20 protein-coding genes are annotated in these 24,095 nt (G+C 40.3%); 19 read left to right on the top strand and 1 reads right to left on the bottom strand.

The window, feature by feature from the left end:
* Positions 1-397 precede the first annotated feature (397 nt).
* The 7 genes from B5D29_RS02295 (at position 398) to gatB (ending at position 7,912) form a co-directional block, all read left to right on the top strand.
* The gene (locus tag B5D29_RS02295; protein WP_078767964.1) at positions 398-877 is read left to right on the top strand and encodes a DUF2975 domain-containing protein; all 480 of its coding nucleotides are present in this window, start codon (positions 398-400) and stop codon (positions 875-877) included.
* Positions 878-886: 9 nt separating this feature from the next.
* Positions 887-1,090 (top strand): helix-turn-helix domain-containing protein, encoded by a 204-nt coding sequence (locus B5D29_RS02300; protein WP_078767965.1) that lies wholly within the window; start codon positions 887-889, stop codon positions 1,088-1,090.
* Positions 1,091-1,115: 25 nt separating this feature from the next.
* A complete protein-coding gene (locus B5D29_RS02305; RefSeq protein ID WP_078767966.1) occupies positions 1,116-2,765 on the top strand; it encodes a DUF4153 domain-containing protein in 1,650 nt (549 codons plus the stop codon).
* A 161-nt stretch (positions 2,766-2,926) separates the two neighbouring features.
* Positions 2,927-4,684, top strand: coding sequence for an aspartate--tRNA ligase (aspS, locus tag B5D29_RS02310; protein WP_078767967.1), 1,758 nt, complete (start codon positions 2,927-2,929; stop codon positions 4,682-4,684).
* 18 nt (positions 4,685-4,702) lie between these two features.
* Positions 4,703-4,990, top strand: coding sequence for an Asp-tRNA(Asn)/Glu-tRNA(Gln) amidotransferase subunit GatC (gene gatC / locus B5D29_RS02315; RefSeq protein ID WP_078767968.1), 288 nt, complete (start codon positions 4,703-4,705; stop codon positions 4,988-4,990).
* Between the two features lie 12 nt (positions 4,991-5,002).
* Entirely contained in the window at positions 5,003-6,463 is a 1,461-nt protein-coding gene (gene gatA / locus B5D29_RS02320; RefSeq protein ID WP_078767969.1) for an Asp-tRNA(Asn)/Glu-tRNA(Gln) amidotransferase subunit GatA, read from the top strand.
* A 15-nt stretch (positions 6,464-6,478) separates the two neighbouring features.
* Positions 6,479-7,912 carry an Asp-tRNA(Asn)/Glu-tRNA(Gln) amidotransferase subunit GatB gene (gene gatB / locus B5D29_RS02325; protein ID WP_078767970.1) on the top strand — a complete coding sequence of 478 codons (1,434 nt, stop codon included), beginning with the start codon at positions 6,479-6,481 and terminating at the stop codon, positions 7,910-7,912.
* 71 nt (positions 7,913-7,983) lie between these two features.
* Here the strand turns inward: gatB and B5D29_RS02330 are convergent, their stop codons facing one another.
* A complete protein-coding gene (locus B5D29_RS02330; RefSeq protein ID WP_159443376.1) occupies positions 7,984-9,390 on the bottom strand; it encodes a glycoside-pentoside-hexuronide (GPH):cation symporter in 1,407 nt (468 codons plus the stop codon).
* Between the two features lie 308 nt (positions 9,391-9,698).
* Between B5D29_RS02330 and B5D29_RS02335 the strand changes: the two genes are divergently transcribed.
* From B5D29_RS02335 to ftsZ, 12 genes are all read left to right on the top strand, one after another.
* Positions 9,699-10,148, top strand: coding sequence for a division/cell wall cluster transcriptional repressor MraZ (locus tag B5D29_RS02335; RefSeq protein WP_078767972.1), 450 nt, complete (start codon positions 9,699-9,701; stop codon positions 10,146-10,148).
* 1 nt (position 10,149) lies between these two features.
* Positions 10,150-11,064 (top strand): 16S rRNA (cytosine(1402)-N(4))-methyltransferase RsmH, encoded by a 915-nt coding sequence (rsmH, locus tag B5D29_RS02340; RefSeq protein WP_078767973.1) that lies wholly within the window; start codon positions 10,150-10,152, stop codon positions 11,062-11,064.
* A 42-nt stretch (positions 11,065-11,106) separates the two neighbouring features.
* Positions 11,107-11,649: a hypothetical protein gene (locus B5D29_RS02345; protein ID WP_078767974.1), complete on the top strand. Its 543-nt coding sequence runs from the start codon at positions 11,107-11,109 to the stop codon at positions 11,647-11,649.
* Between the two features lie 109 nt (positions 11,650-11,758).
* A complete protein-coding gene (locus B5D29_RS02350; RefSeq protein ID WP_159443377.1) occupies positions 11,759-13,972 on the top strand; it encodes a penicillin-binding transpeptidase domain-containing protein in 2,214 nt (737 codons plus the stop codon).
* A gap of 20 nt (positions 13,973-13,992) precedes the next feature.
* Positions 13,993-15,432, top strand: a complete 1,440-nt coding sequence (locus B5D29_RS02355) for a UDP-N-acetylmuramoyl-L-alanyl-D-glutamate--2,6-diaminopimelate ligase (protein ID WP_078767976.1) — start codon at positions 13,993-13,995, stop codon at positions 15,430-15,432.
* Positions 15,432-16,787, top strand: a complete 1,356-nt coding sequence (locus B5D29_RS02360) for a UDP-N-acetylmuramoyl-tripeptide--D-alanyl-D-alanine ligase (RefSeq protein ID WP_078767977.1) — start codon at positions 15,432-15,434, stop codon at positions 16,785-16,787. Before B5D29_RS02355 ends, B5D29_RS02360 begins: the two co-directional genes overlap by 1 nt.
* Positions 16,784-17,827 carry a phospho-N-acetylmuramoyl-pentapeptide-transferase gene (gene mraY, locus B5D29_RS02365; protein ID WP_242941724.1) on the top strand — a complete coding sequence of 348 codons (1,044 nt, stop codon included), beginning with the start codon at positions 16,784-16,786 and terminating at the stop codon, positions 17,825-17,827. The genes B5D29_RS02360 and mraY overlap by 4 nt, the downstream gene beginning before the upstream one ends.
* 30 nt (positions 17,828-17,857) lie before the next feature.
* Positions 17,858-19,114, top strand: a complete 1,257-nt coding sequence (gene ftsW / locus B5D29_RS02370) for a putative lipid II flippase FtsW (protein ID WP_078767979.1) — start codon at positions 17,858-17,860, stop codon at positions 19,112-19,114.
* Positions 19,115-19,124: 10 nt separating this feature from the next.
* Complete coding sequence (murG, locus tag B5D29_RS02375; protein WP_078767980.1) at positions 19,125-20,258, top strand: undecaprenyldiphospho-muramoylpentapeptide beta-N-acetylglucosaminyltransferase; 1,134 nt, start codon at positions 19,125-19,127, stop codon at positions 20,256-20,258.
* Between the two features lie 45 nt (positions 20,259-20,303).
* The gene (gene murA, locus B5D29_RS02380) at positions 20,304-21,590 is read left to right on the top strand and encodes a UDP-N-acetylglucosamine 1-carboxyvinyltransferase (protein WP_078767981.1); all 1,287 of its coding nucleotides are present in this window, start codon (positions 20,304-20,306) and stop codon (positions 21,588-21,590) included.
* Positions 21,553-22,533 carry a cell division protein FtsQ/DivIB gene (locus B5D29_RS02385; protein WP_078767982.1) on the top strand — a complete coding sequence of 327 codons (981 nt, stop codon included), beginning with the start codon at positions 21,553-21,555 and terminating at the stop codon, positions 22,531-22,533. Before murA ends, B5D29_RS02385 begins: the two co-directional genes overlap by 38 nt.
* Before the next feature lie 231 nt (positions 22,534-22,764).
* The gene (ftsZ, locus tag B5D29_RS02390) at positions 22,765-23,862 is read left to right on the top strand and encodes a cell division protein FtsZ (RefSeq protein WP_078767983.1); all 1,098 of its coding nucleotides are present in this window, start codon (positions 22,765-22,767) and stop codon (positions 23,860-23,862) included.
* The last annotated feature ends 233 nt before the right edge of the window (positions 23,863-24,095 follow it).

Below are 24,095 nucleotides of genomic sequence, written 5' to 3' on the forward strand. Positions count from 1 at the left end.
TTTTTTAAAAGGTGATTCCCCCGTTAATCGGGGGAAATGTCTGCAACGCAGACAAAAGGGGGCGTCTACGCAGTAAAGGTGGCAACACGAAGTGTTGACGGTGGGGTTTAAAAAATGCTGTAAGTATCGAACTTACAGCATTTTTGGCGTTTTTCGTTTTTTGCTCAGTCGAGGTATTTATATACATCTTCCTTCGCAAGAAAACGAAATTCAGAACCTTTCTCAACAGCCTACAGCGTGTTGAAAATAATTATTTAAATACACTCAAAGGGACTGATTTTAGTCCCTTTTTCTTTTTGCTATTTGCCAAATAATGTTTGAAAAATGATAAATAATTATTGACAAACGATAATTTTCGTGGTATAACAATGAAAAAGATACCAACGGAGGTAGAATTATGTATAACGATAAAACCACAATAGCGTTAAAAGTGATAATTAAGATTTGTTATTTTGCTTTGGCTGTTGCCGCAATTATTTTGTATATGCTTCAATTTTTAGGAATGCACGGAACAAAAGCCATATATGGAGTAGAGGAAAAATATTTTGTAGTACTTTACACATTTTTGCTTTCGCTTCCGCCGGGATATGTGGCACTCGCATTTATTGATAAACTTTTGACTGTCGTTAGGAAAAACGAAGTGTTTGAAATTAAAACAACAAAGTATCTCGATAAAATAAGCTATTGCTGTTTGGCGGCAAGTGTTGTCAGCCTTGCGGCAGTTGTTGCGTCAGTTGTTTTGCGTATTGACACTTATGTTGTCTTGTTCGTAATGCTTTTGCTTGCTGAACTTTTTATGGCTTTGCTGTTGAAAGTCGTCAAAAAGATTTTTGCAAAAGCGATTGAACTTAAAGAAGAAAACGATTTGACAATATAGGAGGGCAAAATGATTGTAGTTAATTTGGATGTTATGCTTGCAAAACGCAAGATGTCCTCGCTTGAACTTGCCAACCGTGTGGGCATCACGCAGGCTAATTTGTCAATTCTCAAAACAGGCAAGGCAAAGGCAATTCGCTTTTCAACGCTCGATGCAATTTGCAAAGAACTCGATTGTCAGCCTGCCGATATTCTTGAATATCAGCCTGATTAAAACTGATTGTTTGTGAGGTGTTGTTATGACTGAAAAACAATATTCGCCACTTGATAAAAAGGACAAATTTTTGTTTCCCGTGGCGCTTGCATTGTGCTTTGTGTTTGTTGATTTTGTGCTTTTTGCCAAAGCAATAGATTTGGGATTTACACTTGCGTATGTGCTTTCTTTTGCATTTTCAACGGTGTATTTGCTTGGCAAAAATCAAAAGCCGTCACTGATAGGCGTTGTTTACGGAGTTCTGGGCGTGGCGTCCTCAATTCCCGTAACTCTCTATAACGACAGCATAACGCAGTTTTTGATGCCGATTTTGGCACTTGGACTTTATGTGCTCTATTGCGTGTCGTATACAGACGAAAAGCAAAAATTCGGCTCGTATAAAATAATGAGCGCTTCGCTCAAAGCCTTAACTTGTGGAGTGTTCAGGGCAATGCCCGATGTTGTCGGCTCGGTCAAAGCAGGGGAGAAAAAAGACAAAAAGTCGCTGTCCGCACTTGTCGGAGTGCTGCTTGCAATTCCTGTTTTGTGTGCCGTTGTTCCGCTTCTTGTAAAGTCGGATGCGGCGTTTGAAGGACTTGTCAGCGGTGTGGTTTCAAAATTTGCTTCATATATGGGCGAACTTGTTGTAACTTTGATTTTGATTCCGCTTTGCTATTCTTATTTGTTTTCTTTAAGACATAAGAATTCTGCGACCGAAAAAGGCAAGCTGAAAAAGCGTAAGAGTTTGCCGTACACGGTTTTCACTTCGTTTTTGTGCGTGATTTCTGCAACTTATCTTTTGTATCTATTTTCACAGCTTGCGTATTTCTTCAGTGCGTTTTCCTATATTTTGCCGGAGGGCTACAAAAATACCGCTTCGGAATTTGCCCGCCGTGGATTTTATGAGATGTGCACGGTTTGTGCAATCAATTTAGCTATTATCGGCATAATCTTTGCTTTTGTAAAAGGCAAAAACGGCAAATTGCTAAAGGCACTTTGTACCTTTGTGTCCGTATTTTCAGCACTGCTTGTAATCGTGGCAATGCAAAAAATGGTGATGAATGTCAGTGTTTACGGACTTTCAAAAAATCGCATTTTGGTGTTTGCTTTTATGCTTATGATGCTTGTTGTGATTGTGATGCTTATTGTCCACATCTTTGCACCGAAAGTGCCGTATATGCAAACGATTATCGTTTTTTGCTCCGCTCTTTTGATAGCGATTTCTTATTCAAATGTGGATGCAAGAATTGCAGATTACAACATCAAGGCATACAATAATCACACGCTTGAAAATCTTGATGTGGGCAACATTGCCGACCTTTCCGACAGTTCCGTGCCGTATCTCATCTCCCTTGCAAAAAGCGGAAATGCAGATGCCCAAGAAGAACTTTATAGGGTCGTCGGTAATAATTATCACGATGAACTTGTGCTTAACTTAAAAACGATAAAAATCAAAAGCAACGGTGACATTAGAAGGTTCAACTACTCTCACACCCTTGCCGCAAATGCAATTTATGATTACTATTTGAACCTTGATGAAAACGGTGCAAAAATATTTGCAAATAATTCTGCGATTGCCGATTATGATAAGTATTACTACGCAGACGAAGACACATATTGCAAAATGTCTGATGATTCCTGCAACGAAACGACTTACAAACTCAACAAGGCAACCGGTTTATACGAAAAACAGTAAATTTATACAGATAATCCTGTTTAGGGTTATCTGTATTTTTATATATTTATATATAATTAATATAAAATAGTTGTTGAAGTGGCAATATAACTGTGCTATAATATTAGCGTTAATATGGATTTTTATATCTATTCAGAATTTTCCATGAAAGGAATTATATTATGGCATACAGAACACATAACTGTAACGAGCTTACATTTGATAACCTCAACCAAAGAGTTCAGCTTGCAGGTTGGGTAGACACAATACGTGACCACGGCGGTGTTGCATTCATTGACCTCAGAGATGAGTACGGTGTAACACAGGTTGTTGTAAATGATGATGACCTTATCAACCATCTTCGCAAAGAGAGCGTCATCTCTGTTGAGGGTGTTGTTGTTAAGCGTGATGAAGAAACAATCAATCCAAAAATCGCAACAGGTGAACTTGAAGTAAAGGTTGACACTCTCAAGGTGCTCAATCCTTGCACAGAGAATTTGCCTTTTGAAATCAGCGAAAGCAGAGAAACCCGTGAGGATGTTCGTCTTTCTTATCGTTTTCTTGATTTGAGAAACAAAAAGGTTCACGACAACATTATTTTCAGAAGCCAGGTTGTTTCATATCTTCGTCAGAAGATGACCTCTCTCGGCTTTACCGAAATCACAACTCCAATCTTGACTTGTTCATCACCGGAGGGTGCTCGTGACTACATCATTCCATCTCGTAAGCACGAGGGCAAGTTCTACGCTTTGCCACAAGCACCACAGCAGTTTAAGCAACTCCTTATGACTTCGGGATTTGACAGATACTTCCAGATTGCACCTTGCTTCCGTGATGAGGACGCAAGAGCCGACCGTTCGCCCGGCGAATTCTATCAGCTTGACTTTGAGATGGCTTTTGCAACTCAAGAGGATGTATTTGAGGTTGCCGATGAAGTTCTCTATGATACTTTTGAAAAGTTTGGCGGAGGAAAGAAAATTTCTCCAAAGCCATTTGTAAAAATTCCTTATGAAGAGGCTATGCTTAAGTACGGTACAGACAAGCCTGACCTCCGTAACCCTCTTGAAATTGTTGACCTTACAGAGTTCTTCTCTGACGTAGAATTCAAGGCATTCAAGGGCAGACCTGTTCGTGGTATCAATGTACCGGGTTGTGCAAAGCAGTCAAAGGGCTGGTTCGAAAAGATGCTCAAGTACGCACTTGAAATCGGTATGAAGGGTCTTGGCTATATTGAAGTTCTTGAGGACGGCTCATATAAAGGTCCTATTGATAAGTTCCTTCCTGATGATAAGAAAGAGGAGCTTCGCTCAATCTTCAACTTCAAGACAGACGACACATTGTTCTTCATTTGCGACACACCAAAGGTTGTCAATGAACTTGCAGGTATGATCAGAACAGAGCTTGCAAACCGTCTTGACCTTATTGATAAGGACAGATTTGAATTCTGCTACATCACAGACTTCCCAATGTTTGAGCGTGACGAAAACGGTCAGCTCATCTTTACACATAACCCATTCTCAATGCCACAGGGCGAGATGGACGCACTTCTCAATGAAGAGCCAACAAAAATCAAGGCTTATCAGTACGACATTGTTTGTAACGGTGTTGAACTTTCATCGGGTGCTGTTCGTAACCACAGACCTGATGTTATGGTTAAGGCTTTTGAAATGGCAGGATACAGCGAGGATACTGTTAAGGAGAAGTTCGGCGCTCTTTATAACGCATTCCACTATGGTGCACCGCCTCACGCAGGTATGGCACCGGGTGTTGACCGTATGATTATGCTTCTTAAGGATGAAGAAAATATCCGTGAAATCATTGCTTTCCCTATGAACAGCAACGCACAGGATATGCTCCTCGGTGCACCAAACTATGTAACCGAACTTCAGCTTCGTGAAACTCACATTAAGCTTCGCAGACCGGTTGAAAAGGACAAATAATTTTTGGAGGCAAATATAATGCAAATTACTCCTGATTTAATTAAATATCTTGAAAAATTGGCTCGTATCACATTGACGGAAGACGAGGAAAAGAAAGTCGGCAACGAACTTCAAGACATTCTCACCTACATTGATATGCTCAACGAGCTTGATACAGACGGCGTTGAGGCTATGAGCCACTGCTTCCCTGTAACAAATGTTATGAGAGAAGACGAGGTTCAGCCGTCAATGTCGGCAGACGAAATTGTTGCCAATGCTCCTGAAAGTCAGGATGGCTGTTTCGTTGTGCCAAAGACTGTGGACTAAGGAGGGAATAGAATGGAAATTTATGAAATGACTGCCCTTCAGGTTGCAGAAAAAATTAAGAATAAAGAAATAACATCTATGGATGCAGTGGAAAGTGTTGCAAAGGCTATTGAACAAAATGACGGCACTTATAACTGCTATGTTTCACTCGATAAAGAGTCTGCTCTACAGAAGGCAGAGCGTGTTCAAAAGAAGATTGATTCGGGCGAAGCCACATCATTGTTTGCAGGTGTTCCGATTGCAATCAAGGACAATATCTGCGAAAAAGGTAAGCTGACTTCTTGCTCATCAAAAATTCTTTCAAACTTCAAGCCTCCGTATAACGCAACCGTTATCAACAAGCTCAATGATGCTGATATGGTTCCTTTCGGTAAGGTTAATATGGACGAGTTCGCAATGGGCTCAACAACCGAAACATCATTTTACGGTCCAACAAAAAATCCGTGGGATGTAACAAAAGTTCCGGGCGGTTCATCGGGCGGTGCGGCAGCTTCTGTTGCCGCTGACGAAAGCCTTATTGCTCTCGGTTCGGATACAGGCGGTTCAATTCGTCAGCCTGCATCATTCTGCGGCGTAACAGGTCTTAAGCCGACCTATGGCGCTGTATCCCGTTACGGTCTTATTGCATACGCATCATCACTTGACCAAATCGGACCTCTTGGCAAAGATGTTCTCGATGTTGCAGGTGTGTTCAATGTAATTAAGGGCAAGGATGTCAAGGACGGCACTTCAATGGAAAGCGAAGTTTTTGACCTTGCCGATATAAAACTTGATAACCTCAAGGGTAAGAAAATCGGTATTCCGAACGATTACTTTGGCGAGGGTATCAGTGCGGAAGTTGCAGCGAGCGTAAAAGCTGCCGCACAAACTCTCAAAGATCTCGGCGCAGATGTTGAAGAGTTTGATATGCCAATCGTAAAATATGCAATCCCTACCTATTATATTATAGCTTGTGCAGAGGCTTGCTCAAACCTTTCTCGTTTTGACGGCATCAAGTACGGCTATAAGTCAAAGGACGCTTTCAATCTTACTGATGTATACTTCAAGTCCCGTTCGGAGGGCTTTGGTATGGAAGTTAAAAAGCGTATTATGCTTGGCAACTTCGTGCTTTCATCAGGCTACTTTGATGCTTATTATAAGAAAGCACTTCAGGCAAAGGGTCTTATTTGTAAGGCGTTCAATGAAGCGTTCCAAAAGTATGATTTTCTCCTCGGTCCTGTTGCTCCGACAACAGCGCTTAAGATGGGCGAGGGACTTTCTGACCCGCTTGCAATGTACCTTGGCGATATTTACACAGTAATGATTAATATTGCAGGCTTGCCGTCACTTGCACTTCCTTGCGGTTTTGATACAAATTCAATGCCAATCGGTATGCAACTTATCGGTAAACCGTTTGACGAAAAAACAATTCTTTCAGCCGGCTATGCTTATCAAAATGTAACCGAATGGCATAAAAGAAAACCAAATCTTTAATAGGAGGCAGTAAATATGGATTATATTACCGTTTGTGGTCTTGAAGTTCATACAGAGCTTGCCACTAAAACAAAGATTTTTTGCAACTGCACAACGGAATTCGGCGGTGAGCCAAACACTCATGTTTGCGAGATTTGCTCCGGTATGCCGGGAACTCTCCCTGTTGTAAACAAGAGAGTTGTTGAATTTGCGGTTCGCACAGGTCTTGCACTCAATTGCGAGATTACACAGTATAATAAGTTTGACAGAAAAAACTATTTCTATCCTGATTTGCCAAAGGCTTATCAGATTTCACAGCTTTATCTTCCAATTTGCAGAAACGGCTGGGTTGAGATTAACGATAGCGTAAACGGCGGCAAAAAGAAGGTTAGAATTCATGAAATTCATATGGAAGAGGACGCAGGAAAGCTCGTTCACGATGAGTGGACAGACAGCACCCTTGTAAACTACAACCGTTGCGGTGTGCCTCTTTTGGAAATCGTGTCAGAGCCTGATATTGCAAGTGCCGATGAGGCAGTTGAATATGTTGAAAAGCTCCGTGCAATTCTTCAGTTCTGCGGTGTTTCGGACTGTAAGATGCAGGAAGGCTCGCTCCGTGCCGATGTAAATGTGTCTGTTATGGAAAAGGGCGCAACCGAATTCGGCACAAGAACAGAGATGAAGAATATCAACTCATTCAGAGGTATTCATAACGCTATCGAGGCTGAAACCGAACGCCAAATCGAGCTTATCGAGGACGGTGGCAAGGTTGTGCAGGAAACTCGCAGATGGGACGACAGCAAGGGCGTTTCCACTTCAATGAGAAGCAAGGAAGACGCACAGGACTACAAGTACTTCCCGGAGCCTGACCTTCCTCCGATTGAACTTTCGGATGAGTATATCGAGGGCATCAGAGCATCGCTCCCTGAACTCCCTGAAGCCAAGAAAGCAAGATATATCAGCGAATATTCTCTTACGGAATACGATGCAAACATTCTTTGCTCCGATAAGGCATATGCAAAATTGTTTGATAAAACAGTTGAGATTACAAAGAATCCAAAGGATTCGGCTCACTGGATTATGGGCGACCTTATGAAACTTATGAATGATACCCAGACTCTTCCTGAAAACATTTCTTTCAGAACAGAGAGCCTCGGTGAAATTATCAATCTTGTAAATTCAAACAAGGTTTCTCGTGAATCTGCAAAAAAGGTGCTCAAGGCAGTGTTTGATGATGATGTAATTCCTGAGGAATATGTCAAGGCAAACAATATGGAAATGGTATCCGACACAGGTGCAATTCAGTCTGTTATTGAAGAAATTATTGCAAACAACGAAAAAGCTGTTGCAGAATATAAAGAGGGCAAGGACAAGTCCTTCAACTTCCTTGTCGGTCAGTCAATGAGAGCACTCAAGGGCAAAGCTCCGTCAAGTGAAGTAACAAGAATTCTTAAAGAATTGCTTGGCTGATTATAAACCAAATAGAAACAATAAAAGCGTATCGAATTTCGATACGCTTTTTGTTATGCCGTTAAGTGTTATTATTCGTTAGTTTCTGCTTCGCTTGCACGCTTTGTAACGATGTGGTCGTGCACTTGGTCGGCAAGGTCGCCGTGGAGTTTAAATTTTGCAGTGAACACAATGAGCGAAATCAAGATGAGTACAGGAGGAACAGCAAAGCAGATGATGCCGATTCCTGTTTTTGTTGTGTCATTGATTTGCTTTGTTGCAGAGGTGATTTGTTCGTTGTAGTTCATCGCTGCCAAACCGCCAAACAAAACGAGAGTTTGAATGGTGTATGCCATTTTCTGTAAAAATCCCTTCATAGAAAATGTGATTGATTCGTTTCTTTCTGCGTTTTTGAACTCGCCGTAGTCAACAATGTCTGCAAGGAATACTGTCTGTCCAACAAACATTGCAGCAATACCTGTTGACGAAATAATGTATGCAATGTCGAGTGCGATAGTCATCTTGAGAACAGGACCAAAGATGTACATCAAAACGTAACCAACGATTGTGGCAATGAGTGAAATTTGATAGATAACCTTTTTGTTGAACCATTTTGAAAGAATCGGAATAACCAAAAGACCGAGAACAGAACCGACTGCACCGATTGTCTGGAACAATGATTGTGCCTTTGGATTTCCGAGTACATCTGTAAAGTAGTAAACAGCAGTTCCCGATGTCAAATACCAGCCGGCATTTGAAAGCATAGCGAATATCATAAATACAACAAGCTGGTCGTTGCTTTTGATAACAGAAAAGATTTTTTTGAATGAGAATTTTGTCTTTTCGCCGTAAACAACATTCTTTTCTTTTGTGTTGAATACGCAGATAGCAGAGAACAATACAAGCATAATTGCAAGAATTCCTGCCCATCTTGAAAATCCTGTTGCACTGTAACCCTTGTCGGTCTTAATACCTGTTGAGAGCAAAGGCAAAATGATAGGAGAAGCAACTGTTACAATACCTTGACCTAAGCCGGAGAAAGTTCTTGCAACTGTTGAAACAAGGTTTCTGTCTTTAGGGTCAGATGTGAAACTCGGAATCATACTCCAATACGGAATATCAGCCATTGTGTTGGTCATACCCCAAAGCACATACATAATACCGATGTAAACATAAAGTGCAGTTCCGCTCAATCCGAATTTTGTGAACAATAAGAACAAAACAACTGCGTTAGACATAGCGCCTATCAAAATCCACGGTCTGTATTTGCCGTGTTTTGTGCGGGTGTTGTCAACGATTGTGCCCATCATAGGGTCGTTGATACCGTCCCAAATTCTTGCAAGTGGGGTCAGAAGCAACAAGAATCCCTCTTTAAGCCCCAAAACACTTGACAAATAGTAACTTAGGAATGAATAAAACATACCGTAGCTTAGATCAAGACCTATTGCACCTACGCCAAAGCCGATTTTTTCACCCCAGGTGGTTTTTCTTTCTTCCATACAAATCACCATAGCTTTCTTTAATAGTAGAATAAAAACATTATAACATATAAAAGATGCTTTGGCAATTTGAAATATTGTAAAAAACTATTAAATTGTAAAAAAATATCTGCAAAATTATGGTTATTTTATCAGCAGAAAATAAATTTGGATTTATAGAAAAATACTCTTGACTTAGTCGTGAGATATTATTATAATGTAAATAAAGTGGGGTGCAACCCCATAAAGTGTATTTTCAAAACACTTTTATCCCTAATTTTAAAGAATTTGTGGGGAACACAACCGATTTTTCGAGAGGAGGAAGCAAAATGGATAACTATTTGTATGGCTATCGTGTGCATAAGCTTGATGCAAAAAGCCGTATTGCTATTCCTTCTCATATGCGTTCCCGCCTCGGCGAAGAATTTGTTGCATCTCTCGGACTCGGTGATTTCATTTCGCTTTATCCGCAAGATCAGTGGGAAGAACTTTTGAACAATGTTCAAAACAGCAAACTCCCGACTGAAAAGAAGAAAAAGATTTCTATGTATCTTGTATCATCGGCAGATAAGGTGAATCTTGATTCGCAGGGCAGACTTCTCATCAGCGAACGCCTTAAGGACAAGGTTGCTCTTGCGGGTGAAAAAGAAGCGGTTGTTTTCGGTAACATCAACCATATTGAAATTTGGAACAAAGCCAAATTTGAAGATCAGGTTGCTTCTATCAGCAAGGAAGAAGTTATCGACATTATGGACGAGCTCAACGGTATAGGTATCTGATATGGAATTTGTACACAAGAGCGTTTTGTTTGACGAATCTATTGATTCGCTCAATATTGACAGCACAAAAACAATAGTTGACGGTACGGCAGGCGGTGGCGGACATTCAAAAGCCATTGCACAAAAAGCCGGCAGACTCATTGCGATTGACCAAGATCCCGATGCGATCAAGGTCCTTCACGAGCGTCTGGATGATTTGGGGAATGTCACTATTGTTCAAAACAACTTTTCTAATGTGGATCAAGTTTTGAAGGAGCTAAATGTGGCATCTATTGATGGAATGCTGCTTGATTTGGGAGTAAGCTCCTTCCAGCTTGATACAGCAGACAGAGGATTTTCGTATCACAAGGATGCACCGCTTGATATGCGTATGAGCAAATCGGGTATGAGTGCCAAGGATGTGGTGAATACCTACGGAGAGGAAGAACTTGCCAACATTCTTTTTAGATACGGAGAAGAAAAGTTCTCTCGCAGAATCGCAAAAAACATTGTCCTTTTCAGACAGGACAAGCCGATTGAAACAACGGGCGAACTTGTGGATATTATCAAAGCATCGTATCCAAAAGCAAAAATGCGTGATTCTCATCCGGCAAGAAAGACATTTCAGGCATTGAGAATTGAGGTTAATGCCGAACTTGATGTCCTCGACAAAACGCTTGACAAAGCGCTTGATTGTTTGGCTCCGGGTGGCAGAATTTCGGTTATAACATTCCATTCGCTTGAGGACAGAATAGTTAAAGAAAAATTCAACAAATGGGTGAATCCTTGTACTTGCCCAAAAGAATTTCCTGTTTGTGTTTGTGGCAATAAACCGCTCGGCAAACTTGTGTTCAAGTCAAAAGCACCGACAGAGGCAGAACTTGAAGAAAATCCAAGAGCAAGGTCGTCAAGACTTCGTTGCTTTGAAAAGTATTAATTATAATTATTAATTACATTATATATTGTGGAGGTGAATATAGTGACAAATGCAAATGATTTTCGCAGATATTCGTATCAAAATGACACAGCTTATATGATTAGCGGATTCAATCTTTCTCGTTCTTCTACTGCTCCAAAGCATAGAGAAGAGGATTATCCTGAAGAACAAAGAGGACTTCGAGTTCGTGAAAACGATAGCGTAAAAGCATCAACTCAAATCAAGCACGAACAGGCTTTGTGCACAAAAAGAGCAATTGCACTTCTTGTTGTTGCTGCTATGATAATCGGCTTTGTTGGCTTAACTATATATTCATTTGCCGTAAAAAATGAATTGACACGAGAAATATCGTCTGTTAAAACAAATATTTCAAATGCTCAAAGCGAAAATATCAGCTTGCAGAGCGAACTTGACACTATGGTTTCAATCAGTATGATTGATGATTATGCAGTTAACAAACTTCATATGACAAAGATGAAATCCAATCAAATTCAATATATGGATGTAAAACAGTTTAAACAAAACTATATTAAAGAGATAAATCAAAACAAAACTCTTGCCGAGAGGCAGTTGAGTAATAAATAAAATTATACAGCGTACTATATAAGAGAGTCGGAAATTTTCCTACTCTCTAAAATGCTTTTTTATAGGCGTGCAAAAATGCACGAATTTTGATGACAACGAGGTGATGACAATGGCAACCGATTTTAAAAAGCAAGGTTTAAAGCGAATTACAATATTGGCTGTTGTTATCGCTTTCCTTTTTTCGCTTGACGCATTCAGGGTGTTTTATATTTCAACCGTTAAAGGTGACGAGTACTCTGCAAAGGCGGAAAGTCAGCAACTTTCAGACTCCGAAATTCCGGCAAAGCGTGGCTCGATTTATGACAGCGACGGCAATGTTCTTGCTCAATCTGCAACAACTTGGGACATTTTCCTTGATTCAAAGAACATAACCAATAAAAGCAGAGATAAGGTCGTAAACGGTCTTGCAAAAATCTTGAAACTTGATGATGAGGGCAAGGCGGAACTTTTGAAAAAAAGCAAAAAAGACACCCATTATGTTATAATTGCCGAGCAAGTTGAAAATGATATAAAGGAAGAAATTACTGCTTTCAAAATCAAAAACAAGTTTTCGAATATGATAGGCACGGAGCAAAACACAAAACGCTATTATCCGTATGGCGAATTTGCTTCAAATGTTCTTGGCTTTACAGGTGAAGATAATCAGGGGCTTTATGGATTGGAGTATTATTACGAAGATGAGCTTAGAGGAACAAACGGCAGAATTATTACCGTAAAAGACGCTCAAAAGCACAATCTTCCAACGGATTACGAAACTTCAATTGACGCAGTAGACGGCAATTCTCTTGTGCTTACTCTCAACCAAAATGTTCAGTACACACTTGAAAAAAATCTTTCCGCAACAATGAATGAGTATAAGGCAAAGGGTGCTTACGGTGTTGTTATGAATTGCAAAACAGGCGGTGTGCTTGCTATGGCTTCACTTCCTGATTATGACTGCAACGAGCCGTATAAACTTACATATTCAAAAAATATCAAGGCTATTGAAAAAATCACTGATGAAGATGAAAAAATCGCCGCAAAATCAGAGGCTATTCAAAATCAGTGGAACAATTTTGTAACATCAAGTACATATGAGCCGGGTTCGGTTTTCAAAACCTTTATTGCCGCAGCGGCACTTGAGGAAAATATAGTTAATCTCAACACAACTTATACCTGCACAGGCTCAATCCGTGTAAAGGATTATGTTATGAGATGTCACTATCATCCGGGACACGGCACAGAAACTTTTACTCAAGGACTTGAAAATTCGTGTAACCCGTTCTTCATCACAGTCGGTCAAAAACTCGGTGTGCACAATTATTTCAAATATTTTGAAGCATTTGGATTCACACAAAAAACAGGAATTGACCTTCCGGGTGAAGCCGGTTCACAGTATTATAAAGAAAATCAATACGGACTTGTTGAGCTTTCATCTGCTTCATTTGGTCAGTCAAACAGCTTGACACCTATCCAGCTTTGCACAGGTCTTTGTGCAATTGCAAACGGCGGAAAACTTTTGAAGCCGTATGTTGTTGACCATGTTGTTGACGCAAACGGTAATACGGTCAAGAAAACTCAACCGACCGAAATCAGACGAGTTATCAGCGAGGACACCTCAAAAAAAGTAAGAGGTATGATGAAATCTGTTGTTGACAACGGTACGGGTAAAAACGGTTATGTTGCCGGCTTTCGTGTCGGAGGCAAAACAGGTACATCAACAAAACTTGCAGAGTCAACAAACGACAAGACAAAGTACATTGTTTCGTTTGCTGCGATTGCTCCGTCGGACGATCCGCAAGTTGCAATGATTATCATTATGGATGAGCCGAATCAGGACTTGGGCGGTGGTGCTCTTTGTGCTCCGATTGCAGCACAGGTTGTAGAAACTTGTATGCAGGAGATGAACATTGAGCCTGAATATGACGAAAAGGAAAGCAAAAACCTTTCTGTCTATACACCTAATGTAATCGGCAAATCGGTTGGCGAAGCAAAGTCTGTACTTGGTTCAAAGAACCTAAAATGCAAGGTTATCGGTGACGGTAAAAAGGTTGTTCGTCAATCACCTGCATCATCGTCAACTATTCCGACAAACGGCACGGTTGTTCTTTATACAACAAAGGAAGAAAAGAAAACCGTAACTGTTCCTGATTTCTCGGGACTTACAATTAGCGAGGCAAACGCTCTTGCAAGTGAAAATAGTTTGAATATTGAAATAAGCGGTATTAACTTGTCGGCATCAAATGTTGTTGCTTATCGTCAATCGACCGAAAAGGGCGCAACCGTTTCTGCCGGAACAGTAATAACCGTATCGTTTAAGAATACAAATTCAGTTCTCGACTGATAATATATAGGAGTGGAAAAATGAAACTTTCACAGGTTTTAAAAGATGTAAAGGTAAAAAATGAATATAAAGATGTTGAGATTAAGGACATAACAGCCGATTCTCGTCAAGTAGAGGAAGGCTACCTCTTTGTCTGCATCAAGGGTGCTTCATTTGACGGCCATTCTGTTGCAGAAGAAATGCTCCAAAAGGGTGCGGCTGCCGTTGTGTGCGAGCACGATTTGGGACTTGAAAATCAAGTTATTGTTGAAGATACCCGTATGGCATATTCACCGATTTGTGCTGCATTTTTCGGTAATCCTGCCGATAGCCTCAAACTCATTGGTCTAACAGGCACAAACGGCAAAACCACAACAACATTTTTGATTAAGCAAATTCTTGAAAATGTCGGCAAAAAATGCGGACTTATCGGCACTGTTCAAAATATGGTCGGCAGTGAAATTTATCCTGCTCATTACACCACACCTGACCCATATGAACTTCAGTCACTTTTCAGAAAAATGGTTGATGCAAGCTGTGAATTTTGCATTATGGAAGTTTCGTCACAGGCTCTTGCACAGGGCAGAGTTGAGGGAATACACTTCTATATCGGTGCATTCACCAATCTCACACAAGACCATCTTGATTATCACAAAACTTGGGAAAACTATTTTGAAGCAAAGAAGCTTTTGTTCAAGGCTTGCGATATTGCCGTAACAAATGTTGATGATGAGTACGGACTCAAAATCGTTGACGGTTGCGGTTGCAAGGTTGTAACCTATGGCGTTGACAATATGAAGGCAGACTACACTGCAAGAAATGTTCGTTTTTCATCAGAGGGCGTAAAATATGACCTCATCGGTGAAAAAATCGGCAGAGTAAACTGTCCTATTCCGGGAAGATTCAGTGTGTATAACTCACTTTGTGCAACTTCTGTGGCACTCACACTCGGAGTTGATTTTACAGATGTGCTTGAAGCAATCAGCAAATCAAACGGAGTAAAGGGCAGAATTGAGGTTGTGCCAACTCCAAATCAGGATTATACTGTTATTATTGACTATGCTCATTCTCCCGACGGACTTGAAAATATCATTTCATCCTTAAAGGAAATTGCAAAGGGCAGGGTTGTCACAGTATTTGGCTGTGGCGGTGACAGAGATAAAACAAAGCGACCAAAGATGGGCAAAATCGCAGCTGATTTGTCTGATTTCTGCGTTGTAACTTCCGATAACCCAAGAAGCGAAAATCCAAGCGACATTATCAAGGATATTCTTGAGGGAATGAAGGACAGCAAAACTCCTTATAAGGTTGTTGAAAACAGAAAAGAAGCTATTGCGTGGGCAATGAAAAATGCAAAAAAGGACGATATTATTCTCCTTGCAGGCAAAGGACACGAAACCTATCAAATTCTCCCAACGGGCACAATTCATTTTGATGAGAGAGAAGCTGTTGCAGAGGTTTTAGAGGAACTTAATAAATAATGGAAAAATTAAAATTATCAGAAATTGCACCGTATTTGGGTGCAACATATAACGAAGATGCCGAGTTTGATTCGGTTTGCATAGACACAAGAAAAATCACAAAGGGATGCTTGTTCATTTGTATTAAGGGCGAACGCTTTGACGCTCATCAATTCGCAGACGAGGCACTTTCACTCGGAGCATCTGCCGTGATGATTCATTCCGACATTGAGCCAAACGGTGCATATATCAAGGTTGACGACACTGCAAAGGCTATGCTTCGTCTTTCAGGTTATTATCGTTCAAAGTTTGACATTCCTGTAATCGGTCTGACAGGCTCGGTTGGCAAAACAACAACAAAGGAGTTCACTCATCTTGTTGTGTCGGCAAAGTATAATGCAATCAAGACTCTTGGAAATCTCAATAACGAAATCGGTGTACCTCAAATGTTGTTTCAAATCGACAACAGCACAGAGGCAGCTGTTATTGAAATGGGTATGAACCACTTTGGCGAAATTTCTCGTCTTGTCAATGAGGTTAAGCCGACAATAGGTCTTATTACAAATATCGGTGTTTCGCATATTGAAAATCTCGGTTCTCGTGAGGGAATTCTCAAGGCAAAACTTGAGCTTTGCGAGGGACTTGCAGAGGGTGCGCCACTCATTTTGAACGGCGACAATGATATGCTCCAAACCGTTAAGGATGAACACCACAAGGTTGTTTTTTACGGAATTGAAAACGGTGAATTTAAGGCAGAAAACATTGTTGAAGCTGATAATTCCACCTCATTTGATGTTGCATATTATGGCAAAAAACAGCATATAACTATCCCGACAATCGGCATACACAATGTATACAATGCTCTTGCGGCGTTTGTTGTTGGCTATTTCTTGCATATTGACCCACAGTTGTCAGCAGATGCACTTGCAGATTATGTGCCTGCCGGTATGCGTCAAAAAGTAGTTGATGTTGACGGTATCACATCAATTGAGGATTGCTACAACGCTTCGCCTGATTCAATGCGTGCCGCACTTAAAACATTAAGCGACATTAAGGGCAACAAAAAAATTGCTGTTTTGGGCGATATGCTTGAACTCGGCGATTATGCAAAAACTGCCCACACAGAAGTTGGCAATGCAGTTGCAGAAAACAAAATTGAGTATCTTCTTGCTTACGGCAATGATGCAAAGTTTTATGTTGACGGCGCAAAGCAAGGCGGAGTGAAAAACGCATTTTTGTTTGATGACAAAGAAAAATTGTCCGAAATGCTTTTGAATATTGCGTCAAAAGGTGACGCAGTTTTGTTCAAAGGCTCACGAGGTATGAAACTCGAGGATGTTATAAATACTGTATATAAAGGATGGAGAAAACAATGAGCACTACTGTTGCATATATTATAACCGCAGTTATAGCTTTTGGTATCACAGCCGGTCTCGGATTTGTAATTATTCCGTGGCTTCGTAAATTGAAATTCGGTCAAACTATTTTGGAGATCGGTCCGTCTTGGCACAAGTCAAAGCAGGGCACTCCGAATATGGGTGGCTTGATGTTCATCATTGGTATTATCGTTGCGTTTGTTATTGGCGCTGTTTCGTTCACCCTTGCAGGCGGAAAACTTGAAAGCGACTATGCTTCTGTTCTTGTCGGCAGAGATAAGGTGCTTATCATTGCAGGTCTTTGCCTTGCATTCGGCTGTGGCGTTATCGGTTTTACTGATGACTTCATCAAAATTAAGCTCAAAAGAAACGAGGGCTTAACAGCAAAGCAAAAGTCGTTCGGTCAGCTTGTTATGGCGCTTGGCTATACAGCAACCCTTTGGCTTTCACACAATACAGTTTGGTATTTGCCTTTTATCGGCAATATAAATTTTGAAAAGAATTATATCACAGGCGTTGTATTTTGGCTTGTTTCAATTTTCATCATCGTTGGTTGTGTAAACAGCGTAAACCTCACTGACGGTATTGACGGTCTTTGCTCAAGCGTAACTTTCACAGTTGCAATCACATTTATTATTGCATCTGTAATGCTCAAATTTGCAGGACTTGGCATCCTTTCATCTGCACTTTTGGGTGGCGTGTTAGGCTTTCTTTGCTGGAACTGGAATCCGGCGAAAACCTTTATGGGCGATACAGGCTCGTTATTCCTCGGCGGTCTTGTAACTGCACTTGGTTTTGCAATCAAATGTCCGCTTTTGCTTGTACTCATCGGTCTTGTTTATGTTGGCGAAACTATGAGTGACATTATCCAAATCGGATATTTCAAAATGACTCACGGCAAGCGTATTTTCAAAATGGCACCTATTCATCACCATTTTGAGATGTGCGGATGGAAAGAAAAGAAAATCTGCGTTGTATTTTCAATCGTAAACGCAGTTGGCTGTGCAATCGCACTTGTGCTTATGTATTTTGGTCAATAATTATTAAAAAATCTACGAAAGGAGTCAGTTATGGCAGGAAGAGATTTAGAGCCTCCACGCCGTTCATCAAGGCAAAGTGAAGCTTATGAAGAACAGCCAAGGCGAAAGAAATCAAAAAAGCAACCAAAAAATCCTTTTGATAAAAATTCGGGATTGTCATTTTTTGTTGCAAACGGCGGTTTTGATTTGCCGTTTTTTGCCACAACACTTGCCCTTGTAACAATCGGACTTGTAATGTTGTTTTCGGCAACTTATCCATATGCACTTCAAAACGAAGGCGACTCCTATTATTATTTCAAGCGTCAACTCATTTTCGCTGTTGCAGGCGTAATTGTGATGTTGCTTGTGTCAAAGTTGAATTATAAATTCTTGAAAGTAATCGAAAGACCGCTTTTCGTAATTTCAATATGTTTGCTGATACTTGTTTTGTTTTATCATGTTGATGTTGTAAGAAACGGCGAGGAATTCAAGCGTTGGATTCCGTTCGGTCCAATAACGGTTCAGCCGTCAGATATTGCAAAATTTGCACTTATACTTGCGCTTGCCGCATATATCAGCAAAAATTACAGAAAAATGAAAAATTTTAAAGAGGGCGTTATTTTCCCGGCTCTCTTAGTTGGAACTTGTTGTGTTCTTATTTATCTTGAAAACCACCTTTCATGCACACTCCTTGTTTTTATGATCGGTCTTGCATTGATGTTCTGCGGTGGTACTCGATGGGAATACTATGTTGCGGGATTGTGCTTCGTTGCAGTTGTTGCAATTATTGTAATAAAAAATCCGGATGTCCTTCCCGGATATCAGGGAAACCGTATCAGAGCGTGGACAGACAAAGCGTTTGAACCTCGTGGCTTGAGATGGCAAACCAACAATTCGCTGTATGCTATTGGCTCAGGCGGATTTTGGGGGGTAGGCTTGGGCAATTCAAAGCAGAAGTATCTCTATGTTTCCGAGCCACAAAACGACTTTATTTTTGCAGTTGTGTGCGAAGAACTTGGCTTCGTTGGTGCAACTTTAATTATCGGACTTTTCGGAATTCTTTTTTGGAGAGGCGTCAAAATTGCTCAGAGATGCGAAGATAGATTTTCTTCACTTGTTGTAATCGGCATTGTTGCACAGGTTGCAATTCAAACAATTTTCAATATTCTTGTTGTAACCGATACAATTCCAAACACAGGTATTGCACTGCCGTTCTTCTCGTATGGCGGTACATCACTGCTTATGCTTTGCTTCGAAATGGGCGTTGTTTTGTCGATTTCTCGCAAAGTAAATACTAAAAATTATTGAGGTAGAAATTATGAAACTTTTATTTGCAACCGGAGGCACTGCAGGTCATATCAATCCTGCACTTGCCGTTGCATCATATATTAAGGAACAACATCCCGATTACAAAATTATGTTCATCGGCACAGCCGACCATATGGAGTCAAGACTTGTGCCAAACGCAGGTTTCGAGTTTAAAACAATTGATATTAACGGCTTTAAGCGTTCATTTTCGCCAAAGGCTATTATCGAAAATGTAAAAACTGTCGGCAAACTAATGAAGTCTGAAAAAGAATCAAAGAACATCATCAAGGAGTTTCAGCCTGATGTTGTTATCGGTTTTGGCGGTTATGTTTCGGGCCCTGTTCTTGATGAGGCTGCAAAACTTCATATTCCAACTTGCATTCACGAGCAAAATGCTTATCCGGGAATTACAAACAAACAGCTTGCTAAAAAAGTGGACAAGGTTATGCTCACTGTTGAGGATGCGGCAAATCATATGGAAGCAAAGTGTGATGTTGTAATCACAGGACTTCCTGTAAGAGGCGAACTGCTCAAAAAATCAAAGTTCAGCGCAAGAATTGAACTTGGTATTGCAGATGACAAACCACTTGTTTTGTCATTTGGCGGTTCACTCGGCGCAGCACCGCTTAATGAAGCAATGTTCGATATTATCCTTGAAGACGCAGAAAAGAATGATGTTTATCACATTCATTCGGTTGGAACAAACGGCAAGGAATATCTTGAAAAGTTCGAAGCAAACGGCTTTACCAAAAGAGCCGAAAATGTATATTATAAGGGCAACGCAGAGGTTAGACTTTATATTGACAATATGGACACTTGTATGGCTGCCGCTGATTTGGTAATCGGCAGAGCAGGTGCGTCCTCTTTGTCAGAAATTGAGGCAATGGGCAAGGCTTCAATCCTTATCCCTTCTCCGTATGTTGCCGAAAATCATCAGTTCCACAATGCTATGGCACTTGTAAATCGTAATGCGGCAAGAATTTTGCGTGAAAAGGATTTAACAACCGATTCACTCAAGGCTCTTATGAATGAGCTTATCAGTGATAAAGCAGAGCTTGCGAATATTGAAAAGAATGCAAAAGAAATGGCAATCCTTGATTCTCGTGAACGAATTGCCGATATAATTCTCTCTCTTGCAAAATAATTAACACTTTTATTGTATGTTTCATAAACTGCCATAGGTGGTTTTATGAAGTATTTGCAAATTAACGGTGGCAAAAAATTAGAGGGCAGTATTCGGGTGCACGGTGCAAAAAACGGAGTGCTTCCGCTTCTTTCGGCTTGTGTGCTTGTTGACGGAATTACTGTGTTACATAATTGCCCTCGTCTTTCAGATGTTGAAGTAACCGTAAATATATTGCGCTATCTCGGTGCAAAGGTCACAAGAAATGATGACACTTTGATTGTTGATGCGTCAAATATTCATCGCAATAACATCCTTGAGGAATATATGAAAGAGTTGCGCTCGTCAATTATATTTTTGGGCGCTCTTGCTTCAAGAACAGGCGAAGCGTGTTTGTATCTTCCGGGTGGTTGCGAAATCGGACTTCGTCCAATCGACCTGCATCTTAAAGGCTTGAAAACCCTGGGTTATCGTGTTTATGCAGACGGTCACAATGTTTGCGCAGTAAAAAATAATGTTAAGGGTGCAGAGATTGTTTTGCCGTTTCCAAGTGTCGGTGCAACGGAAAACATAATTCTTGCTTCGGTTTTAGCATCGGGAGTTACAACAATTGTCAATGCAGCAAGAGAACCTGAAATTGCCGATTTGGTTTTGTTTCTCAACAAGGCAGGCGCAAAAATTTCGGGAATTTCAACTCCGACGATAGTAATTGAGGGTGTAAAGTCGCTTCACAGCACAGAACACACCGTTATTCCCGACCGAATTTTGGCAACAACTCTTATGTCTGCGTGTGCGATTACCGGTGGAAATGTGGAACTTACGGATGTGTGTATTCCTCACATTATGCCAACAATTCCGGCATTTGAAGAAATGGGTTGCAGAATTAAGGCGGAAGAAAACACGATATTTATTAAAGCTCCGCCTCGACTTAAAAGAGTTAAAAAAATAGAAACTATGGCATATCCCGGATTTCCTACCGATTGTCAAGCACCTGTTATGTCTGCACTTTCGGTTGCAAAGGGAACTTCGATTGTCAAAGAAACGATATTTGAAAACAGATATAAGCACATCGAACAATTGAATTTGTTTGGTACGGATATTTGTGTAAATGATAGAATTGCCGTTGTAAACGGTGTAAAAAATATCCATTCGGCAGATGTAAGGTGCACTGATTTGCGTGGTGGTGCCGCAGTTGTTATTGCAGGACTTAAAGCAGAGGGAACTTCAAGTGTCAGGGATATTTATCATATTGACAGAGGATACGAGAGTATCGAAAATCAGCTTTCAATGCTTGGAGCTGATGTAAAGAGGATTTATGATGAAAAAGAACAGCAAACCAAAAAATCAAAATAATGACGCAATGAAGCCACTCAATGATGAGCTTGGCTTCTTTGACCTTGAGCCTCCGAAAATTTATCGTGAGGGTCAAACCCGTTCAACTCCGTCAAGACAGCAGTCGCCACAGAGCAAGCCGTCAAAAAAACGCAAACAGGCTTCTCCGCAGCGTAGAACTGCTCAAAAGTCGGAGCAGGGTGGCAATGTGAAGAAGAAACGCAGATTAAAAAAGAAGTTTAGAATTGCATTTACTGCAATAGGTCTTGTGTTGCTTATTGCGATTGTGATAACTATTTTGAGCTTTACTGTCTTTTTCAAAATAGATACCATCAAAGTGAACGGAGCAAAGAAATATACTCCACAGCAAATCACGGCTGTTTTGCCGATTGAAAAGGAAAAAAATCTTTTCACAATAGACAAAAATGGTGCAACGGAAAAACTTGAAGAAAATCTGCCTTATATTTATAGTGTAGAAATCACACGCAAGCTACCGTCAACAATTATAGTGAATGTTACAGAGCCTGAATATGTTTATTATGTAAAGAACAGTAACAACACATATACCTATTTTGATAATAATTTTAAAATCCTTGAAGCAAATGTTAAGTCTGCACCAAAAAAGGGGATTGAAGTAAAAAAGACAGCGTTTGAAAATGCAGTTCCCGGCAAAGTTGCAGAACTGACAAACAAAGAGCTTGTTGATGACCTTCAATCAATTATGCAAACAGTCAACGATTTGAAGCTCAAAAAGATTACAGCAATATATTCAGAAAGCCTTGTAAGTAATTATATTGTATATGATAATCGTATTACAATTAAATTAGGCGAAACAAACGGTATAAAAGACAAAATCTTTACTGCTTTAACAGCCATAGAAAAGCTAAATGACAGCAATCCGGATGCCGAAGGTACTTTGACAGCCACAAATGACAAGCAAATATACTTTACAGAGAAAAAATAACAAAATTAAATAATTCCTTCTGTAAAGCAAAATTCTTACATCAACACTTACAAATTGTATAATTTATGCACTTTGCACAACAAACAGGGGTATAAATTTATAAAGGTTGGAAAAAATATTTAGATTATTTTTTAAAAAGTATTGCAAACCGGTTACAAAACTGTTACAATAGCAATTGTGAAGCACTAAAAAGTGTTGTACCGAAAAAATAAAGATAAGGAGAATAAAAAAATGGGTAGATATGAAATCGATACTGACGACAGCAAAGTTGTTTCAATAAAAGTAATTGGCGTAGGTGGCGGCGGCGGAAACGCTGTTAACCGTATGGTTAAATGTGGAGTAAAGGATGTAGAGTTCGTTGCAGTAAACTCTGATAAGCCTGCTCTTGACCAGTCATCTGCTACACATAAAATTCTTATCGGCGAAAAGGCTACAAAGGGCCGTGGCGCAGGTGCAAGACCGGAAGTTGGTCTTAAGGCTGCAGAGGAATCAAAGGAAGCATTGACAGATGTTCTTTCAGGCTGTGAAATGGTATTCGTTACAGCCGGCATGGGCGGTGGAACAGGTACAGGTGCCGCTCCTGTTGTTGCAAAACTTGCAAAAGAAATGGGCATCCTCACCGTTGGTGTTGTTACAACTCCATTCGGTTTTGAGGGCAAGCGTCGTATGCAACAAGCTCAAGAGGGTATCAATGAGCTTGCTTCAAATGTTGACTCTTTGATGGTTATTCCAAACGAAAACCTTAAGCTCGTTTCAAAGGAAAAGATTACTCTTCTTAATGCTTTTGAAATTGCCAATGATGTTCTTCGCCAAGGTGTTCAGAGTATTTCAGACCTCGTAAATGCAACAGGTCTTGTAAACTGTGACTTTGCCGATGTAACAGAAATTATGAAGGATGCCGGCTATGCTCATATGGGCGTTGGTCACGGCAAGGGCAAGGACAAGGCAGAGATGGCTGCACAGCAAGCTATTTCTTCACCACTTCTTCAGACATCTATCGATGGTGCTCGTGGCGTTCTTCTTAACATCACATGTTCAACTGATATCGGACTTGAAGAAATTGATGCGGCATCTAATGTTGTTATGGAAGCAGTTCATCCTGATTGCGAAATCATCTGGGGTGCTAACTTCGATGAGGATCTTGAGGACGAAATGATTATCACTGTTATCGCTACTCGCTTCGGTGAGGACGGTCCCGGTGCTCCAATCAAGTCAACAACAGCTTCAAAGCCTGTTGCTCCTCCAACAGAAATTCCTGCTGCTCCTGCAAGCTTCACTTCAAATGACGACGATTCATTCAACGACATCGTTTCATTCTTTAAGAAGTAATTATTGAAATTAATAAAGGACTGTTCTTCGTTGAACGGTCCTTTTTTCTTGTGTAAAGTTTTTTTCTTTTAAATTTCATTTATTGAAAAGGGGATATTACTTTTTGAACAATTTGAAAATTTGAACTGTAAAAGTTAAAACTTTACGATTTTAACACTTTCCACCCACTTTTCCACATTTAAAAGGTGCTATAAACCGTTGTTTTAACTTTATTTCCACATAATTTTCCACAT

The sequence above is a fragment of the Eubacterium coprostanoligenes genome (assembly GCF_900167205.1).
Lineage (GTDB): Bacteria > Bacillota > Clostridia > Oscillospirales > Acutalibacteraceae > Eubacterium_R > Eubacterium_R coprostanoligenes.

Coding starts and splice junctions, on each gene's coding strand:
- B5D29_RS02295 (WP_078767964.1), top strand. CDS start 398: ATGTATAACGATAAAACCACAATAGCGTTAAAAGTGATAATTAAGATT.
- B5D29_RS02300 (WP_078767965.1), top strand. CDS start 887: ATGATTGTAGTTAATTTGGATGTTATGCTTGCAAAACGCAAGATGTCC.
- B5D29_RS02305 (WP_078767966.1), top strand. CDS start 1,116: ATGACTGAAAAACAATATTCGCCACTTGATAAAAAGGACAAATTTTTG.
- aspS (WP_078767967.1), top strand. CDS start 2,927: ATGGCATACAGAACACATAACTGTAACGAGCTTACATTTGATAACCTC.
- gatC (WP_078767968.1), top strand. CDS start 4,703: ATGCAAATTACTCCTGATTTAATTAAATATCTTGAAAAATTGGCTCGT.
- gatA (WP_078767969.1), top strand. CDS start 5,003: ATGGAAATTTATGAAATGACTGCCCTTCAGGTTGCAGAAAAAATTAAG.
- gatB (WP_078767970.1), top strand. CDS start 6,479: ATGGATTATATTACCGTTTGTGGTCTTGAAGTTCATACAGAGCTTGCC.
- B5D29_RS02330 (WP_159443376.1), bottom strand. CDS start 9,390: ATGGAAGAAAGAAAAACCACCTGGGGTGAAAAAATCGGCTTTGGCGTA.
- B5D29_RS02335 (WP_078767972.1), top strand. CDS start 9,699: ATGGATAACTATTTGTATGGCTATCGTGTGCATAAGCTTGATGCAAAA.
- rsmH (WP_078767973.1), top strand. CDS start 10,150: ATGGAATTTGTACACAAGAGCGTTTTGTTTGACGAATCTATTGATTCG.
- B5D29_RS02350 (WP_159443377.1), top strand. CDS start 11,759: ATGGCAACCGATTTTAAAAAGCAAGGTTTAAAGCGAATTACAATATTG.
- B5D29_RS02355 (WP_078767976.1), top strand. CDS start 13,993: ATGAAACTTTCACAGGTTTTAAAAGATGTAAAGGTAAAAAATGAATAT.
- B5D29_RS02360 (WP_078767977.1), top strand. CDS start 15,432: ATGGAAAAATTAAAATTATCAGAAATTGCACCGTATTTGGGTGCAACA.
- mraY (WP_242941724.1), top strand. CDS start 16,784: ATGAGCACTACTGTTGCATATATTATAACCGCAGTTATAGCTTTTGGT.
- ftsW (WP_078767979.1), top strand. CDS start 17,858: ATGGCAGGAAGAGATTTAGAGCCTCCACGCCGTTCATCAAGGCAAAGT.
- murG (WP_078767980.1), top strand. CDS start 19,125: ATGAAACTTTTATTTGCAACCGGAGGCACTGCAGGTCATATCAATCCT.
- murA (WP_078767981.1), top strand. CDS start 20,304: ATGAAGTATTTGCAAATTAACGGTGGCAAAAAATTAGAGGGCAGTATT.
- B5D29_RS02385 (WP_078767982.1), top strand. CDS start 21,553: ATGATGAAAAAGAACAGCAAACCAAAAAATCAAAATAATGACGCAATG.
- ftsZ (WP_078767983.1), top strand. CDS start 22,765: ATGGGTAGATATGAAATCGATACTGACGACAGCAAAGTTGTTTCAATA.